The organism is Amycolatopsis suaedae, from assembly GCF_004214935.1.
GTDB lineage: Bacteria > Actinomycetota > Actinomycetes > Mycobacteriales > Pseudonocardiaceae > Amycolatopsis > Amycolatopsis suaedae.
In genome coordinates, this window is record NZ_SFCC01000002.1 from 406537 (window position 1) to 423247 (window position 16711).

The following is a 16711-nucleotide window of genomic DNA, read 5'->3' on the forward strand; positions in this document are numbered from 1 at the left end:
GCCGTCGATGACCGCAGTTGAGGAACACGCCCCCGCCGTCGAAACCTTCGACTCGCGTAACCCGGCGACCGACGAGGTCGTCGGAACCCATCCCGTGCACACCGCCGAGGACGTCCGCGCCGCCGTCGAGCGGGCCCGCGAGGCCGCGGGCTGGTGGGCCGGGCTCGGATTCGACGGCCGCGCCGAACGGCTACGCCAGTGGAAGGGCGTGCTCACCCGCCGCCTCCCGCAGCTGTGCTCGCTGGTGCGCGAGGAGACCGGTAAGCCGCTCGGCGACGCTCAGCTGGAAGCCGTACTGGCCATCGAGCACGTGGCGTGGGCCGCGAAGAACGCGCGCAAGGTGCTCGGCGGCAAGCGCCGCTCGCCGGGCATGCTGCTGTCCAACCACACCGCCACCGTCGAGTACCAGCCGCTCGGCGTCGTCGGCGTGATCGGCCCGTGGAACTACCCGGTGTACACCCCGCTCGGCTCGATCACCTACGCACTGGCCGCCGGCAACGCCGTCGTGTTCAAGCCCAGCGAGTACACGCCGGGCGTCGGCAAGTGGCTGGTCGACATGTTCAACGAGGTCGTGCCCGAAGCCCCGGTGCTGCAGCTGGTCACCGGCTACGGCGCGACCGGCGCGGCACTGGTGACCTCCGGCGTCGACAAGATCGCCTTCACCGGCTCGACGGCCACCGGCAAGAAGATCATGGCCGCCGCGGCCGAGACGCTGACGCCGGTGGTGATCGAGGCAGGCGGCAAGGACCCGCTGCTCGTCGACGCCGACGCCGACCTGGAAGCCGCCGCCGAGGCCACCGTGTGGGGCGCGTTCTCCAACTCCGGTCAGACCTGCGTCGGCGTCGAGCGGGTGTACGTGCACGAGCGCGTCTACGACGAGTTCCTGGAGAAGGTCGTCACCAAGGCCCGCGAGGTACGGCCCGGCTTCGACCAGGACGCCAACTACGGCCCGATGACCATGCCCGCGCAGCTCGACGTGGTTCGCAGGCACATCGCCGATGCCCTGTCCCGGGGCGGCAGGGCCCTGCTCGGCGGAGCCGACGCGGTCGGCGACCGCTACGTGCAGCCGACCGTGCTCGTCGACGTCCCGGAGGACTCGGAAGCGGTCCGCGAGGAGACGTTCGGCCCGACGGTGACCGTGGCCCGGGTGCGGGACATGGACGAGGCCGTCGAGAAGGCCAACGCCACGAACTACGGCCTCGCCGCCACCGTGTTCGCCAAGGCACGCGGGATGGAGCTGGCGCGGCGGCTGCGGTCGGGCATGGCCTCGGTGAACGCGCCGCTGTCGTTCGCCGGTATCGCGTCACTGCCGTTCGGCGGCGTCGGCGACTCCGGCTTCGGCCGCATCCACGGCCCGGAGGGCCTGCGGGAGTTCGCCAGGTCGAAGGCCATCGCGCGACAGCGGTTCACCGCGCCGATCAACCTGACCACGTTCGCCCGCACGCCGAAGACCGACGCACTGGTGGCGAAGCTGATCACCGTCCTGCACGGGAAGCGGTGATCAGGTCCGCGGCCTTCTCCGCGAGCATGATCGTCGGCGCGTTGGTGTTGCCGCGTGGGACCACCGGCATCACCGACGCGTCGACCACCCGCAGGCCCTCGACGCCGTGCACCCGCAGCTCGGTGTCGACGACGGCCAGCTCGTCGGTGCCCATCGCGCACGTGCCCACCGGGTGGTACAGCGTCTGCGTCCACCGGCGGGTGTGCTCGGCGAGCGCGTCGTCGTCCAGGTCGAGCCGTTCCGGCAGGAACGGCCGGTCGAGGAAGCGGGCGAGCGGCCCGGTCGACCCGATCTCCATCAGCACCCGCAGCCCGGCCAGCATCGCCTCGAAGTCGGCAGGCTCGGCGTAGTAGGCGGGGTCCAGTTCCGGGCGCCACAGCGGGTGACCGGAGCGCAGCCGCAGGCGGCCCCGGCTGTGCACCTCGACCAGCGTCGCCGCCGAGGTGAACCCGTTCACCGTCGGCTCCCGCAGGCCGTTGTCGTAGAACAGCGTCGGCGCCACGTGGAACTGCATGTTGGGCGCGGGCAGGCCGTCCAGCGTCGACATGAACCCGCCTGCCTCACCGACGTTGGACGTCAGCGGCCCGCGCTGGGTGGCCTTGTACTTCAGCAGGCCGAACAACGTGCCGAACTCGACCAGGTCGGTGGTGTCCCTGGTCGTCCAGATGACCGGTGCGGCGGGGTGGTCGTGCAGGTTCTCGCCGACGCCCGGCAGCGCCACGGCCACGTCGATGCCGTGTTCACGCAGATGCTCGGCCGGCCCGATGCCGGACAGCATCAGCAGCTGCGGTGAGTTGATCGCGCCACCGGCCAGGATCACCTCGGCGTCGGCCCGCACCTCGCGGGCGACGCCGCGGTCCAGGTAGGACACGCCGACCGCGCGCGTTCCGGCCAGCGTCACGCCGGTGACCTGCGCGTGCGTGCGCACGGTGAGGTTGGGCCGGGACAAAGCGGGCCGCAGGTACGCGTCGGCCGTCGACCAGCGGCGGCCCCGGTGGCAGGTGACCTGGTACAGCCCGGCGCCCTCCTGGGAGGCGCCGTTGAAGTCGTCGGTCGGCTTGAGACCCCAGGTGACGGCGGAGTCCACCCACGCCTGGGACAGCTCGTGGGTGAACCGGCGGTCCTCCACGTGCAGCGGACCGGACGTGCCGTGCAGCGGCCCGCCGAGCCGGGTGTTGCGCTCGGCCCGGATGAAGTACGGCAGCACGTCGTCGTAGCCCCAGCCCTCGGCGCCGAACGAGTCGCGCCAGCCGTCGTAGTCGGCGCGGTTACCGCGGATGTAGATCATCGCGTTGATCGACGAGCAGCCGCCCAGCACCTTCCCCCGCGGCCAGTACGCCGGCCTGCCGAGGTGTTTCTGCTCGACGGTCTCGTAGTTCCAGTCGTAGCCGGTCTTGAACAGCGAGGAGAACGTCACCGGGATGTGGATCTCGTCGGCGTCGTCCTCGCCGCCCGCCTCCAGCAGCAGCACCTTGGCCGAGGAGTCCTCGGTGAGCCGCGCGGCCAGCACGCACCCCGCGCTGCCGGCTCCGACGATGACGTAGTCGAAGGACTCCACGGTGCCTCCTCGGGTCGGCGTCAGGCCCGATGATGCTCGCCGGGGCCGGTTCACGCACCCGTTGTCCCCCGGTTGCCAGATGTTGACCACGCAGGGTGGTTGCCGATCGTCCGGTTCGGGTAATCGTGGGTCAGCGCGCAACCGATGTCGGGTTCGTTACGTCCCGACATACAAGTGACCGTGCCCGTACTGCCCCACGGGCGCGGGTCATGAGGTCAGCCGGCTTTCGCGCCGCCGGTTGTCCAGCTCGTAGGGGCGGGTGGCTCGTCGGGGGGTCACCCGCCCCCGAGTGCGCCCTGCTCGGTTAGGCTCTGGTCGTACCGCCGACCGCATCCCTGGAGCGACCAGCCGTGGCCCGTGTCGTAGTCGACGTCATGCCCAAGCCCGAGATCCTCGACCCGCAGGGTCAGGCGGTGGCGGGCGCCCTTCCCCGCCTGGGATTCCAGGGGGTGACCGACGTCCGTCAGGGCAAGCACTTCGAGCTCGAGGTGGACGATTCGGTCGACGACGAGACCCTGGCGAAGATCGCCGAGGGCTTCCTGGCCAACCCGGTCATCGAGAACTGGACCGTCCGGCGGGTGGACTCGTGAGGGTCGGGGTCATCACCTTCCCCGGGACGCTCGACGACGTCGACGCGGCCCGCGCGGTGACCTACGCCGGTGGCGAGGCCGTCTCGCTCTGGCACGCCGACGCCGACCTGCGTGGCGTTGACGCCGTGGTCGTGCCCGGCGGGTTCTCCTACGGCGACTACCTGCGCTGTGGCGCGATCGCCCGGTTCGCCCCGGTGATGACGTCGGTCGTCGAGGCGGCCGGCAAGGGCATGCCGGTGCTGGGCATCTGCAACGGCTTCCAGATCCTGTGCGAGGCCGGCCTGCTGCCCGGCGCCCTGGTGCGCAACGCGAAGCTGCACTTCGTCTGCCGTGACCAGTGGCTGCGGGTGGAGAACAACACCACCGCGTGGACCACCCGCTACGACGCCGGCGCCGAGATCCTGGTGCCGCTGAAGTCGGGCGAGGGCGGCTACGTCGCCGATCAGTCCACTGTGGACGAGCTGGAGGGCGAGGGCCGGGTGGTGTTCCGCTACGTCGGCACGAACCCGAACGGCTCACGCAACGACATCGCGGGCATCACCAGCGCCAACGGCCGCGTGGTCGGCCTGATGCCGCACCCCGAGCACGCCATCGACGCCCTGACCGGCCCGTCCGACGACGGCCTCGGCCTGTTCTACTCGCTTCTGGACGCGGTCGTCTCGGCCTGAAGCACGTGAAGGCCACCTTCATTACGTCTCACGTCAGGGTCCCGGCAGAGTCCGGTGGCGGTCAGGCGAGGTGGCTGGTCTCGAGCGTGGAACTCGTGTACCGGAACGTAGAACTCGCGTGCCGGAATGCAGAACTCGCGTGCGTGAGCGCAGAACTCACCAGGTGGATCGGGGTTCTCACCTGGTGCCGGTCGCTCGCGTGACCGGGCCGTTCGCGCGAGTCCTCCGTTCCCGCCCCGCGAGTCGTCCGTTCCGGACCCGCGAGTTGCACGTTCCCGCCCTCCTGGTCCCACTGCCCGGCACGCTGGTTCCAGAAGGTGAGACACACGAACGAGACCCCACACTCGCAGCCAACGGCACCATCCTGGCGAATCTCGCAACCAAGGTGCCCTTCGCAGCAGCGCCGCGGCCGCGGTCACCGGACTTTGCCGGGACCCTGACGTCTCACGTAGTGAAGGTGGCCTTCACGTGCCGTGAACCTCAGCCCGCCGCCACCCGGACGAGCCTCGCGTAGGGGCCGTCGGCCTCGAGCAGCTCGGCGTGGCTGCCCAGCTCGGTGATCCGCCCGTCCTCCACCACCGCGACCCGGTCGGCCGCGGCCGCCGTGTGCAGGCGGTGCGCGATGGCGATCACCGTCCGGCCGGCCAGCACGCTGTTCAGCGACCGCTCCAGCTCCCGAGCCGAGCTGGTGTCCAGCAGCGACGTCGCCTCGTCCAGCACCAGCGTGTGCGGGTCGGCCAGCACCACCCTGGCCAGCGCCAGCTGCTGGGCCAGCGCCGCGGGCACCGGCTCACCGCCCGCGCCGACCCGCGTGTCCAGCCCGTCCGGCAGGCCCTCGGCCCACTCGCGCGCGCCCGCGGACTCCAGCGCCGACAGCAGCTGCTCGTCGGACCACTCGCCGGCAGGCAGCTCCAGGTTCTCCCGCAGCGTCCCGGCGAACACGTGGTGCTCCTGGGTGAGCAGCAGCACCTCGCCACGCAGCAGGTCGTCCGGCAGCGTCGACACCTCGACGTCGCCGATCTTCACCGAACCCGACGTCGGCGCCGCGATACCGGCCAGCAGCCTGCCCAGCGTCGACTTGCCCGCGCCGGACGGCCCGACGATCGCCAGCCGCTGGCCTTGCGGGATCCGCAGGTCGACGCCGTGCAGCACCTCGCGCCCTTCGGTGTAGGCGAAGCGCACGCCGGACAGCACGATGTCCTGCCCCTCCGGCGCCGTGCCGGTCCGCGACGGCGCCACCGCCAGCCGGACACCGAGGATCCGGCGCAGCGCGGTACCGGACACCTGCAGGTCCTCCAGCCACCACAGCAGCTCGTCCATCGGCGAGGCCAGCGCGGCCGCGTACAGCACCATGACGGTGACCGTGCCCAGTTCGACCCAGCCCGCGGAGTACGCCCAGGCGCCGATCAGCAGCATCGCGGCGACCGGCAGCGCCTGGGAGAAGTCCAGCCACGGCGCCCACTTCGTGTGCAGGCTCCGCAGCGAACGCTCACCCTCGATGGCCCCGACCAGCGCGGTCTCGCCCGCCCGCACCCTGCGTTCCCGCAGGCCGAGCGCCTCCGCCGTGCGCGCGCCCTCGGCCGTCTCGTGCATTCCGGTGTGGACCTGCGCCCACGCGTCCAGCATCCGCTCGATCGTGGACGGCACCCGCTTCAGGAACCACCGCGTCGGGAAGTACAGCACCGGGAACGAGACCAGCAGGCCCAGCGCCAGCAACGGCGACGTGATGATCATGGCCGCGATCGTCAGCACGGTGGTGATGGCCGCGATGGTGATCTCCGGGACCGCGTTGCGCAGCGCGAAGTCCACCTTGTCGACGTCGGCCGTCGCACGGCTGAGCAGGTCACCCGTCCCGGCCGATTCGACCGTGCCGAGCGGCAGCCGCAGCGACCGCGCGACGAAGTCCTCCCGGGTCTGCGCCAGGACCTTCTCGCCGAGGTAACCGGCCTGCACCCGGGCGGTGCGCTTCAGCAGTGCCTGCACCACCAGCACGCCGACGAAGGCCAGCGCCAGCACGTCGATCGTGGTGACGGTGATCCCGGAGGTGACCGAGTCGACCAGGTAACCCAGGATCTGCGGCCCGATCAGCCCCGCGATGGTCGCCAGCCCGAACAGGCCGATGACCAGCGCGAACTCCCGCCGGTTCGCCCGGACCGTGTCCCGGAACCAGGAGCGTGCCTGCGTCGGCGCGGCCAGCGGCAGTGCCGTTCTCATCGAATCACCCGTTCGTCGGCAACGTTCATCCACAGTGGACTCTGTGTGAAGACCACCGTCGTCTTTCCCCTGCGCAGCTCGGCGACCCGCTGCGCGATCCGGGCCTCGGTGTGCGCATCGACGGCCGACGTCGGCTGGTCGAGCAGCAACACGTCGGCGTCCGTCGCCAGCGCGCGAGCCAGGTTCAGCCGCTGCCGCTGGCCGCCGGAGACCTCGCGGCCGCGCTCGCCGATCGACTCGTCCAGCCCTCCGGGCAGCGCCGCCACGATGTCGTCGGCGTCGGCTGCCGTCAGCGCGGTCCGCACGTCGACGCCGGTGGGCCGGTCCGGCGCGACCTGCTCGCCCAGCACGCCGGAGAACCAGATGTCCTGGTTGTGTGCGTGGACGATCCGCTCGCGCAACTCGGCCAGCGCGACCCGGTCGGCGGCGATACCGGCCACCCGGACCTGCTGACCCGGCTCCGGGTCGGCGAACCGGGACAGCCGGGAGGCCAGCGCCTCGGCGTCGGCGCCCGCGTCGACCACGGTCAGCTTGCCGGCCACCGCGGTGAACCCGGTCGTGGTGTCGTGCAGCTCCAGCGGGCCGTCCGGCAGCTTGACCGGCTCGGCGGGCTCGGGCAGCAGCGGCCGCAGCCGCAGCAGGCCGCACGCCTTCTTCGCCGCCACCATGGCGGACGCGAACTGACCCGTCGCCTCGGTGGTGGTGCTCACCGGGATCACCAGGAACGCCGACGCACCGTAGAAGGTCACCAGCTCGCCGACGCTGATCGTGCCCGCGATCGCCAGCCGCGCGCCCAGCCAGGTGATCACCACGGTCACCAGTCCTGGCAGCAGCACCTCGGCGCCGACCAGCCACGACTCGCTGCGGGCCACCTCGACACCACGGCCGCGGACCTGCTGGCTGGCCGCCCGGAACCGGCTCAGGAACCGGTCCTCGCCGCCCACCCCGCGCAGGATGCGCAGGCCGGACACGATGTCCGCGCCCTGGCCGTTGACCTCGGTCAGGCTCTCCCGCTGCGACTCCTTGCGGCGCTGCAGCGGCCCGATCAGCGGTCCCATGCCCAGCACGGCCAGCGGTACGCCGACCATGGCGACCGCGCCGAGCAGCGGCGACACCGACAGCAGGAGCACGCCGAGGGTGAGGAACGCCACGGCGGCCCCGATCACCCTGCCGAACACCTCGAAGGCGTTGCCGACGGCGTTGTCGTCCGACGAGGAGATGGCCATCACGTTGCCGGTGCTGGTCTGCGACCGCAGCGACGCGCCGAGCCGCGCGACGTGGGTACCGACCGTGCGCTGGGTCGCCGACGCGCCGTGCATCCACATCCCGACCCCGAGCATCATCAGCGCGGCCGCGCCCAGCGCCTGCACCACACCGAGCCCGACGATGAGGCCGACCTGGCCGAACAACGCCGAGGAGTCCCCGCCGCCGACACCGATCTCGATCGCCTGCCCGATGACGAGCGGCACGAGCGCACCCGGCAGCAACCACAGTGCGCCGACGACGGCGGAGGAGGTCGCGAGCCACGGACGCGCCCGGAGCATCGCCAGCAGGAGACGGATGGGCGTCAAACGTGCCGGCAACCGGATCTGCGGTGCCGGATAAGGGCGTTTGGACACGTTGAGCAACGGTACGGTCGTGCCAGTCAACCTGGCCAATCAATTTCGCGACCCGCCGTTTAGGCTGTTCGCGTGGCGATCGACACCGCTCTCGACACCGTTGACCATGCTGCTTCCACCCCCGAGGTGACGCAGCCCTACGCCGAACTCGGCCTCGCCGAGGACGAGTACGCCCGCATCCGGGACATCCTCGGTCGCCGGCCGACCGACGCCGAGCTGGCCATGTACTCGGTGATGTGGAGCGAGCACTGCTCGTACAAGTCGTCCAAGGTCCACCTGAAGTACTTCGGTGAGACCACCACCGAGCAGATGCGTTCGAAGATGCTGGCCGGCATCGGGGAGAACGCCGGCGTGGTCGACATCGGCGACGGCTGGGCGGTCACCTTCAAGGTGGAGAGCCACAACCACCCGTCCTATGTGGAGCCCTACCAGGGCGCCGCGACCGGCGTCGGCGGCATCGTCCGGGACATTCTCGCCATGGGCGCGCGGCCACTGGCCGTCGCCGACCCGCTGCGCTTCGGGCCCGCCGACGCGCCGGACACCCGCCGCGTGCTGCCCGGCGTGGTCGCCGGTATCGCCGGTTACGGCAACTGCCTCGGCCTGCCCAACATCGGCGGCGAGGTCGTCTTCGACGCCAGCTACGCGGGCAACCCGCTGGTCAACGCGCTCTGCGTGGGCGCGATGCGAGTCGAGGACCTGCACCTGGCACACGCCTCCGGGACCGGTAACAAGATCATCCTCTTCGGTGCCCGCACCGGACTCGACGGCATCGGCGGCGTGTCCGTGCTGGCCAGCGACAGCTTCTCCGCCGACACCGGCCGCAAGAAGCTGCCCAGCGTCCAGGTCGGCGACCCGTTCACCGAGAAGGTGCTCATCGAGTGCTGCCTCGAGCTGTTCGCCAGGAAGCTGGTGGTCGGCATCCAGGACCTCGGCGGCGCCGGACTGTCCTGCGCGACGTCCGAGCTGGCCGCGGCCGGTGACGGCGGCATGCACGTCGTGCTCGACCGGGTGCCGCTGCGCGCGGAGGGCATGACCCCGGCCGAGGTGCTGTCCAGCGAGTCGCAGGAACGCATGTGCGCGGTCGTAGCACCGTCCGATGTGGACGCCTTCATGGCGGTCTGCGAGAAGTGGGACGTGACCGCGACCGAGATCGGCGAGGTCACCGACGGCGACCGGCTGGTCGTCACCTGGCACGGCGAGACGGTCGTCGACGTGCCGCCGCGCACGGTCGCCCACCAGGGCCCGGTCTACCACCGCCCGTATGCCCGCCCCGCCGCGCAGGACGGCGTCCAGGCCGACACGACGGCCAAACTGCCACGGCCGAAGACCGCCGACGAGCTGCGGGACGCGGTGCTGCGGGTCGTCTCCTCGCCGAACCAGGCGTCCAAGGAGTGGGTGACCAGCCAGTACGACCGGTACGTCCGCGGCAACACCGTGCTCGCGCAGCCGGCCAACTCCGGCGTCATCCGCGTCGACGAGAACACCGGCCGCGGTGTGGCGGTGTCCACCGACTGCAACAGCCGGTTCGTCTACCTCGACCCGTACGCCGGTACCCAGCTCGCGCTGGCCGAGTCCTATCGCAACGTGGCCACCAGCGGTGCGACGCCGGTCGCGGTCACCAACTGCCTCAACTTCGGCGCGCCGACCGACCCCGGCGTGATGTGGCAGTTCGAGCGCGCGGTGCACGGCCTCGCCGACGGCTGCGCGGAGCTCGGCATCCCGGTCACCGGCGGCAACGTCAGCTTCTTCAACCAGACGGGTGACACCGCGATCCTGCCGACGCCGGTCGTCGGCGTGCTCGGCGTGCTCGACGACGTCCGCCGCCGCATCCCGACCGGCATCGGCGCGGAGGCGGGCGAGACGCTGATCCTGCTCGGTGAGACCCACGACGAGCTGGACGGCTCGGCATGGGCCGAGGTCCTGCACTCCCACCTCGGCGGCCTGCCGCCGAAGGTGGACCTGGCCAGGGAGAAGCTGCTGGCCGACGTGCTGGTCGCCGGGTCGAGGGACGGCCTGATCTCCGCCGCGCACGACCTGTCCGGCGGCGGGCTGGCGCAGACGCTGGTCGAGACCGTCCTCATCGGACAGTGCGGTGCGCGGGTGGTGCTCGACGACGGGCAGGACCCGTTCGTCCAGCTGTTCTCCGAGTCGGCCGGCCGGGTGCTGGTCGCCGTGCCGAGGACCGAGGAGCTGCGGTTCACCGAGCTGTGCTCGGCTCGCGGGCTGCCCTGGCGCAAGACCGGCGTCGTGGACCCGGAGAGCCAGGCACTGGAGATCCAGGACGTGGCCACGTTCCCCTTGGACGACCTCCGCACCGCCTGGGAGTCCACCCTCCCCGCCCTGTTCGATTAACCGCGTTCGATCACGAAGCCGCCGTCGCGTTCCTCCTCGAGGGTCCAGCCCTCGGGGAGCTGAACGTCCTTGCCCGTGCCCACCCTGGTGTCGCCGAAGCGCACCTCGGAGGGTTCACCGGCGACCCGCAGGTCGGCGTGGTGGCGGAAGGTCGCGTTACGCAGGTCGAGTGCGGCTTCGAACCGGGCGTCGCGCAGGCTCATGGTCGCCTGAAAGGTCGCGCTGAACGCCACGTCGCCGCCGAACGTCACCCGCTCCAGATCGGCGGCCTGCTTCAGCGTCGTCCCGCTGAACCACGCCCTGCCGTCGACGCGGGCGCCCGCCATCTCCAGCGGGCCCTGCAGCGTGGCTCGGGTAAGCCAGCACGAACCCGTGATGTGTGCCGATTCCAGGATGGTGCTCCGGCCGAGCGTGGCTTCCCGCAGGGTCAGCTCGCCGATCCGTTTGCCGGACAGGTCGAACCGGCTCAGCGCGGCTCCGGTGAGGTCGAGGTCGTAGGACTCGGTGGCGTCGCGGTCGGGCAGTAACCCGGTGAGCACCTGCTGGGCGTTGAGCCGCACCACCCTCTCCGACGGGGCACCGTCTTCGAGGTCGAACGGCCTGCGCAGGTACGAACAGACGATGTCCAGCACCGTCTGGGTGTACTCGGGGCGCCCCCTCGCCAGGCCGGCCAGTGCGTGCATCGCGCCGACCCTGACCTGCTCGGCTTCGTGCCCCAGCAGCTCGATGGACTTGGCGAACCGTTCGTCGGCCACCCGTTCCAGATCGCGCTCGGCCCGGAAGCTCTCCAGCTCGTGCCGTCCCCGCTCGATCTCCTGCCGGGCCTCCTCGACCTTGCGGCGACGGTCGTTGAGCCACAACGCGTACAGCGCCACCACCGACGCCCCGGCCAGCCCGCCGGTGCGCACGGCGTCCGCCGTGGTCGACTTCGGGTCGGTGAGCACCCAGACGCTGACCCCGACCACGACGGCGATCGCCAGCAGGATGGTGCCGGCGAGCGGCGTGACCCTCTTCTTCTGCCTGACAACGGACACGGCCGGCACCCTATCGGGTACCGGCCGTGTCAGCTGGCGTTATCAGAAGGTGTAGATACCGAAGATGCTGATGCACCAGCCCTTGTCGTCGAAGTTCTCGATGCCGAGCAGGCCGTTGGTGACCGTCTCGCCGCCGATGGTGCCGGACAGCTTGCCACTGACGTAGCTGTTGCCGGGGTTCTCCGGGGTGAACTGGATGTTCGGCTTCTTGGGCAGGTACTCGTCGATGCGGCCCTCGATCTCGTTCTTCTCGGCCGCGCAGGCCATCGCCTTCGCGCCGGCGGCGTCACCGGCGTTGACCTTGGCGAGGAAGTCGTTGATCACGGGCTGCGCGGCGGCGATGCCCTTGCCGCTGCCGGTGCCGCCGGGCGCGCTGGTCGGCGCCGAGCTGCGCGGGCTGCTCTTCGGGGAGCTGCGCGGGCTGCTCGCCGGGCCACCCTCGTCGAGGCCGCCGAGCTTGGCGTCCTTCCAGCACCAGTTCCCGCCGCTGTTGGCGAGGGTGCCCTCGACGGTGATCGGCTTGCTGCCGCCCCGGGTGGTGGTCACGTCGACGTTGGCGACGGCCTCGTTCTCACCGCGCTTCTGCACGGCACCGTTCAGCTTGGCGCTCGCCACGCCGTCGATGTCCTTGAGGTTCTTCACCGCCGGGCTGGCGTCCGCGCACTTCACGGCGTTCAGCTTGTTGATGTCCTTGGCGTTGAGCGCCTCGACGATGCTGTTGGCCGTCGCCTCGGGGCCGCCGCCGCTGCCGCTCTCGTCGCTGAGGAAGAAGCCCGGCTTCCAGAAGCCGAGGATGGCCACGACGCCGAGGATGATCACGACACCACCCGCGGTCAGACCGACCCACAGGCCGGTCTTGCTCTTCTTCGGCGGTCCCCCGTCCCCACCGGGGTAGGCGCCGTACTGGGAGTACGCACCGCTCTGGTCGTACCCCTGCTGGCCCCACTGCTGTTGTTGCCCGTACTGCTGGGTCTGGTCGTAGCCCTGCTGGCCCCACTGCTGCTGGCCGTACTGCTGGGTCTGGTCGTAACCCTGCTGCCCCGGCTGCTGGAAACCACCGGACTGCGGGTACCCGCCCTGCTGCCCGTACGGATCCGGCTGCCCCGGCTGCGGTGGGTAGGTCATGTCGAAGCCCTCCGTCACTCACTTACGTGGCACTTGCCCGTCAGCGGCAAAAGCTCTCCAGAGCTTCTCCATGCCAGCGCATACTTCGTGGCTGCGACGCACGGACTGGGGTTGGGGTTCCCCCATTCTGGCGCCTGCTGCCCCTGGGAGGCATTCTGCCTGGTAAGCCCCAGGACTCCTACAGGGGTACCGGGTCGAATCCTCACGTGTTCGGGTGATCTCGGAGGGTGGTGCCGGGGCACCCCCGCGTGGAGGCGCCCCGGCAGTGCCGCGTTACAGCCGATCAGCCGTTGTTCGCCAGGACCACGAGGCGGTCGTAGGCGCCGTTGAACCGGTTGAAGTCGATCGGCGAGGAGGTGTACTGCCAGAAGGTGTAGAAGCCCCAGCCGGGAGGCAGCGGGCCGACGGTCGAGTTGTACCGGGCGATCCACAGCGGCACGGTGCCGCCGAAGTTCTGCCCGCCCACGCAGGTGTTCCACCAGTTGGTGGTGGTGTAGATGGTCGGCCAGCGGCCGGTCCTGGCGTGGTAGCGGTCGTGGAACGCCCTGATCCAGTTGCCCATCGCGGTCTTGGACAGGCCGTAGCAGGTCGCGCCGTACGGGTTGTACTCGATGTCCAGCGCACCCGGCAGCGTCTTGCCGTCCCGCGACCAGCCGCCGCCGTTGTTGACGAAGTAGTCGGCCTGTGCGGCACCGGAGGAACGGTCCGGCAGCGCGAAGTGGTACGCGCCGCGGATCATGCCGATGTTGTACGAGCCGTTGTACTGCTGGGCGAAGTACGGGTTGCGGTAGCCGGTGCCCTCGGTGGCCTTGACGTAGGCGAAGCGCTTGCCCTGGCCCCACCAGTGGGCCCAGTTGACGTTGCCCTGGTGGCCGCTGACGTCGATGCCCTCGACGCTGGCGAGCACCTGGTTGCCGTTGGCGTCCCTGGCCGGCTCGCGCCGGGCCTGCTCGATCGTCTCCGGGGTGGAGTGGTCACCCTCGACCCGCTTGATCTGCGAGCCCATCGGGTGGTCGTAACGTTTGACGTATTCGTCGACGGGTAATCCGTCTGTGGCGGGATTGGCGGTTGCCGTGGTCGCCGTGCTGAGCAGGAGCACGCCGGACATGACAACGATGACGGCGCCGAACGGGCGTCGCCAGCCTCTTCTCATGCTGGACATGACTTTCCCTTCACGTTGCCCTCGCGGACGGACGGCTTACTGCAGGTAGCCGTCCGAGCGTTGATTGTTATCGACAAACCGCCATTTGTCACGAAATTGCGTGAAGGAACTTGCACGCGTGGGTGATTCACGGGTGCCTGGGGTGACCAGCGAAGATCATCCGCGGGCGAGTGTCGCCAGCCTGTCCGGCGCGCCGTTGAAGTAGTTCTGGTCGCCGGGAAGATCACCTTTGTCCGCCCACTGCCAGACGGTGTGGGTCGACCACCCGGCAGGCAGCGGTCCGATCTCCGGCGCGTACCGCGCGATCCACAGCGGGTTGACCGAGCCGAACGCCTTGCTGCTGCCGGTGCACCGGTTCCACCAGCTTGTCGACGTGTAGATCACCGGGGCGCGGCCGGTCCGCCTGGCGTAGGTGTCGGAGAAGTCCTTGATCCACGCGGTCATTCCCGCCGGGTCGAGGCCGTAGCAGGTTTCGCCGTACGGGTTGTACTCCACGTCCAGCGCACCCGGCAGCGTCTTGCCGTCGGCCGACCAGCCACCGCCGTTGTCGACGAAGTAGTCGGCCTGCGGCCCGCCGGGGCCGACGTCGGGCCGGGCGAAGTGGTACGCCCCGCGGATCAGCCCGGCGCCGTGGGAACCGTTGTACTGCTGGCTGAACTGCGGATTGCGGAAACCGGTCCCCTCGGTTGCCTTGACGAAGACGAACTTGGCGCCCTTCGCCGCCGACGCCGGCCAGTCGACCGCGCCCTGGTGGCCGCTGACGTCGTGGCCCAGTGTCCTGTCCGCCAGGAGCGGCGGAATCCCTTGTGAGCCCTCGATCCTGGCGATCTGCGAGCCCGCGTGGTTTTCCGGGGCGAGCGAGTAGTCGGCACCGGCGGGAGTGGCGACCACACCGCTCACCGTCGTCGTGGCGACCAGTGCTAGCAACGAGTTCCACATAGAACGCACTGCGTCACCATGCCCGTTGTGGGCGACGCGCGCTAACCGAGTGTCACCCGAAAGTGGATCACCGTTGCTCGTCGGCGAGGGCCTTGATCAGGTGTTCCGCCGGGACGATGGCCGTCACGACGTCGTGCGGGTTGATGGCCACCGGGTGCCCGCCCAGCAGTTCGACCATGTCGCGGCCCAGCACGGCGCGGGCGTGCGGCCATTCCTTCGGGACCATGCTCTTGGCCGTGTAGGCCGGAACCAGCACGCGGCCGTCGGTGTTGTGGAAGCCGATCACCGTGCGCTGCACTGGGGAAAGCGCGTAGACGAACAGCGTCGAGTCGAGGATGACCTTCGGCAGGTCCTCCGCCGGCCGGTGCTCTGTGCGAACCAGCTGCAGCAGCCGCTCCAGCTCGCTGGTCGGCTCGGGGAACCCGAGCGCCTTCGGCGACGGGCGGTACCGGTCGTTGGGGTGGAAGTCCTCGACCACCTCGCCGCGGGTGTTCACCGGGTAGGCGCCGACCACGGCCCACGACGGAACCGGGCCGTTGGGGTCGAATGCCTCGTCGATGACGTACAGCCAGCTGTCGGGATTCCGCCTGGCGTTCGCGCGCATCTCCTCGGTGATCCTGGGTTTGCGCACCCCAGCCGGGCCGGATACCAGCCGGTCTGCCTCGTCCCGCTGCGCCATGAAGTCTTCCCTCGGTTCCCGCTGTAGCAGTAGTGCCACTCTACTGTGGACGCATGCCCGCTTCGCGTTCGGTCGACCCCGCTGAGTTACGCGCCGCAGTGCAGGCGGTTTCCGCCTGGCTGGACGGTGCGGCACCCGATCCGGCGCGGCCGGAACTGGCCGCCGCCGTGCGGCTGAGCCTGCGCACGATGGCGAACGACGCCCCCGGGCGCAGCGTCGAGGTACGGGTGCCGCCGTTCGCCGCGGTGCAGTGCGTGGAAGGCCCCCGGCACACCAGGGGCACGCCGCCGAACGTCGTCGAGACCGACCCACGCACCTGGCTCGAACTGGCCACCGGGCGGCTCGCGTGGGCGGAAGCGGTGGAGGCGGGAAGGGTCAGCGCGTCGGGTACCCGCGCCGACCTTTCCCGCCTCCTGCCGGTGGTTCGCGTCTAGGGCTTGCGGCCGACGCCGCCGGCGATGCAGTGCTGGACCTGGTTCAGCGGCTTGAGCCGGGGGCCGTCCGGCCACCAGTCGGCGCAGATCACCAGGCCCGGCTCGACGAGCTCGACGCCCGGCAGCAGCTCCAGCAGTTCGGCGTGGGTGCGGAAGCTGCCCGAGCCCATCGGGCTGTGCACGAAGACCTCTTCCATCTTCCTGGCGACGGCGCTGTGCTCGTTCTCCGGGTCGAGGAAGTGGCTCATGCCGACGTAGGAGCCGGACGGCAGCGCGGCCACGTACTCACGCATGATCGCGGCCGGGTCCTCCTTCGGGCCCACGTAGTGGTGCAGCGTGCCCATCTGGAGCAGGGCGATCGGCTGCGTGAAGTCGAGGTGCTGCCTGATCTGCTCGTTGTTGAGGATCTCCTGCGGCTTGAAGATGTCGGCGGAGACGAAGTGCGTGTTCTCGTTCTCCTCCAGCAGCGCGCGCCCGTGCGCGAGGACGACCGGGTCGTTGTCGACGTAGACGACCTTCGCCTCCGGCGTGATGCGCTGCACGACCTGGTGGGTGTTCTCCGCGGTCGGCAGGCCGGAGCCGAGGTCGAGGTACTGCATGACCCCGGACTGGCTGGCGAGGAAGCGGCAGGCGCGGATCAGGAACCCGCGGTTCTCGGTGGCCAGGTCCTGGGCCTCGGGCGCCTTCTTCTGGACGCTCCGGAAGACCTCGCGGTCGATCTCGTAGTTGTCCTTGCCGTTGAGGAACGCGTCATACACCCTGGCGATGCTGGCGCGGGTGGGGTCGACCCCAACCGGCACGCGCTCGGACTCGGTTGTGGCACCGCTGGGCATCGA

At 70.3% G+C, this 16711-nt stretch carries 14 protein-coding genes; 5 read left to right on the plus strand and 9 right to left on the minus strand.

Going from position 1 to position 16711, the window contains the following annotated elements; translation table 11 throughout:
* Positions 1-7 precede the first annotated feature (7 nt).
* Positions 8-1501 (plus strand): aldehyde dehydrogenase family protein, encoded by a 1494-nt coding sequence (locus EWH70_RS05175; protein WP_130474062.1) that lies wholly within the window; start codon positions 8-10, stop codon positions 1499-1501.
* Here the strand turns inward: EWH70_RS05175 and EWH70_RS05180 are convergent.
* Positions 1476-3059, minus strand: a complete 1584-nt coding sequence (locus EWH70_RS05180; protein WP_130474063.1) for a GMC family oxidoreductase — start codon at positions 3057-3059, stop codon at positions 1476-1478. The genes EWH70_RS05175 and EWH70_RS05180 overlap by 26 nt on opposite strands.
* A gap of 350 nt (positions 3060-3409) precedes the next feature.
* On the opposite strand from EWH70_RS05180, the gene purS reads away from it, so the two are divergent.
* Both purS and purQ read left to right on the plus strand, forming a co-directional pair.
* Entirely contained in the window at positions 3410-3649 is a 240-nt protein-coding gene (purS, locus tag EWH70_RS05185) for a phosphoribosylformylglycinamidine synthase subunit PurS (RefSeq protein WP_130474064.1), read from the plus strand.
* Entirely contained in the window at positions 3646-4317 is a 672-nt protein-coding gene (purQ, locus tag EWH70_RS05190) for a phosphoribosylformylglycinamidine synthase subunit PurQ (protein ID WP_130474065.1), read from the plus strand. The genes purS and purQ overlap by 4 nt, the downstream gene beginning before the upstream one ends.
* Positions 4318-4797: 480 nt before the next feature.
* On the opposite strand, the gene EWH70_RS05195 is transcribed toward purQ, so the two are convergent.
* On the minus strand, positions 4798-6531 hold the full coding sequence (locus EWH70_RS05195) for an ABC transporter ATP-binding protein (RefSeq protein ID WP_130474066.1): 1734 nt from the start codon (positions 6529-6531) through the stop codon (positions 4798-4800).
* Positions 6528-8075, minus strand: coding sequence for an ABC transporter transmembrane domain-containing protein (locus tag EWH70_RS05200; protein WP_130474067.1), 1548 nt, complete (start codon positions 8073-8075; stop codon positions 6528-6530). Before EWH70_RS05200 ends, EWH70_RS05195 begins: the two co-directional genes overlap by 4 nt.
* 153 nt (positions 8076-8228) lie before the next feature.
* Here EWH70_RS05200 and purL point away from each other — a divergent pair, with 153 nt between their 5' ends.
* A complete protein-coding gene (purL, locus tag EWH70_RS05205) occupies positions 8229-10502 on the plus strand; it encodes a phosphoribosylformylglycinamidine synthase subunit PurL (RefSeq protein ID WP_130474257.1) in 2274 nt (757 codons plus the stop codon).
* Here purL and EWH70_RS05210 read toward each other — a convergent pair.
* The 5 genes from EWH70_RS05210 to EWH70_RS05230 form a co-directional block, all read right to left on the minus strand.
* On the minus strand, positions 10499-11536 hold the full coding sequence (locus EWH70_RS05210) for a pentapeptide repeat-containing protein (protein WP_130474068.1): 1038 nt from the start codon (positions 11534-11536) through the stop codon (positions 10499-10501). The two genes, purL and EWH70_RS05210, sit on opposite strands and share 4 nt — an antisense overlap.
* A gap of 42 nt (positions 11537-11578) precedes the next feature.
* A complete protein-coding gene (locus tag EWH70_RS35765; RefSeq protein WP_205669030.1) occupies positions 11579-12661 on the minus strand; it encodes a hypothetical protein in 1083 nt (360 codons plus the stop codon).
* Positions 12662-12944: 283 nt separating this feature from the next.
* A complete protein-coding gene (locus EWH70_RS05220) occupies positions 12945-13823 on the minus strand; it encodes a lysozyme (RefSeq protein ID WP_130474069.1) in 879 nt (292 codons plus the stop codon).
* Between the two features lie 156 nt (positions 13824-13979).
* A complete protein-coding gene (locus EWH70_RS05225) occupies positions 13980-14762 on the minus strand; it encodes a lysozyme (RefSeq protein ID WP_130474258.1) in 783 nt (260 codons plus the stop codon).
* A gap of 67 nt (positions 14763-14829) precedes the next feature.
* On the minus strand, positions 14830-15441 hold the full coding sequence (locus EWH70_RS05230; RefSeq protein WP_130474070.1) for a type VII secretion system-associated protein: 612 nt from the start codon (positions 15439-15441) through the stop codon (positions 14830-14832).
* Positions 15442-15494: 53 nt separating this feature from the next.
* Between EWH70_RS05230 and EWH70_RS05235 the strand changes: the two genes are divergently transcribed.
* A complete protein-coding gene (locus EWH70_RS05235) occupies positions 15495-15875 on the plus strand; it encodes a sterol carrier family protein (protein WP_130474071.1) in 381 nt (126 codons plus the stop codon).
* Here EWH70_RS05235 and EWH70_RS05240 read toward each other — a convergent pair.
* On the minus strand, positions 15872-16708 hold the full coding sequence (locus EWH70_RS05240) for an SAM-dependent methyltransferase (protein ID WP_130474072.1): 837 nt from the start codon (positions 16706-16708) through the stop codon (positions 15872-15874). The two genes, EWH70_RS05235 and EWH70_RS05240, sit on opposite strands and share 4 nt — an antisense overlap.
* Between the last annotated feature and the right edge of the window lie 3 nt (positions 16709-16711).

Excerpts from the sequence above, each read along its gene's own strand:
- EWH70_RS05175 (WP_130474062.1), top strand. The coding sequence starts at position 8 with ATGACCGCAGTTGAGGAACACGCCCCCGCCGTCGAAACCTTCGACTCG.
- EWH70_RS05195 (WP_130474066.1), bottom strand. The coding sequence starts at position 6,531 with ATGAGAACGGCACTGCCGCTGGCCGCGCCGACGCAGGCACGCTCCTGG.
- EWH70_RS05200 (WP_130474067.1), bottom strand. The coding sequence starts at position 8,075 with ATGCTCCGGGCGCGTCCGTGGCTCGCGACCTCCTCCGCCGTCGTCGGC.
- EWH70_RS35765 (WP_205669030.1), bottom strand. The coding sequence starts at position 12,661 with ATGACCTACCCACCGCAGCCGGGGCAGCCGGATCCGTACGGGCAGCAG.
- EWH70_RS05220 (WP_130474069.1), bottom strand. The coding sequence starts at position 13,823 with ATGTCCAGCATGAGAAGAGGCTGGCGACGCCCGTTCGGCGCCGTCATC.
- EWH70_RS05225 (WP_130474258.1), bottom strand. The coding sequence starts at position 14,762 with ATGTGGAACTCGTTGCTAGCACTGGTCGCCACGACGACGGTGAGCGGT.
- EWH70_RS05230 (WP_130474070.1), bottom strand. The coding sequence starts at position 15,441 with ATGGCGCAGCGGGACGAGGCAGACCGGCTGGTATCCGGCCCGGCTGGG.
- EWH70_RS05235 (WP_130474071.1), top strand. The coding sequence starts at position 15,495 with ATGCCCGCTTCGCGTTCGGTCGACCCCGCTGAGTTACGCGCCGCAGTG.
- EWH70_RS05240 (WP_130474072.1), bottom strand. The coding sequence starts at position 16,708 with ATGCCCAGCGGTGCCACAACCGAGTCCGAGCGCGTGCCGGTTGGGGTC.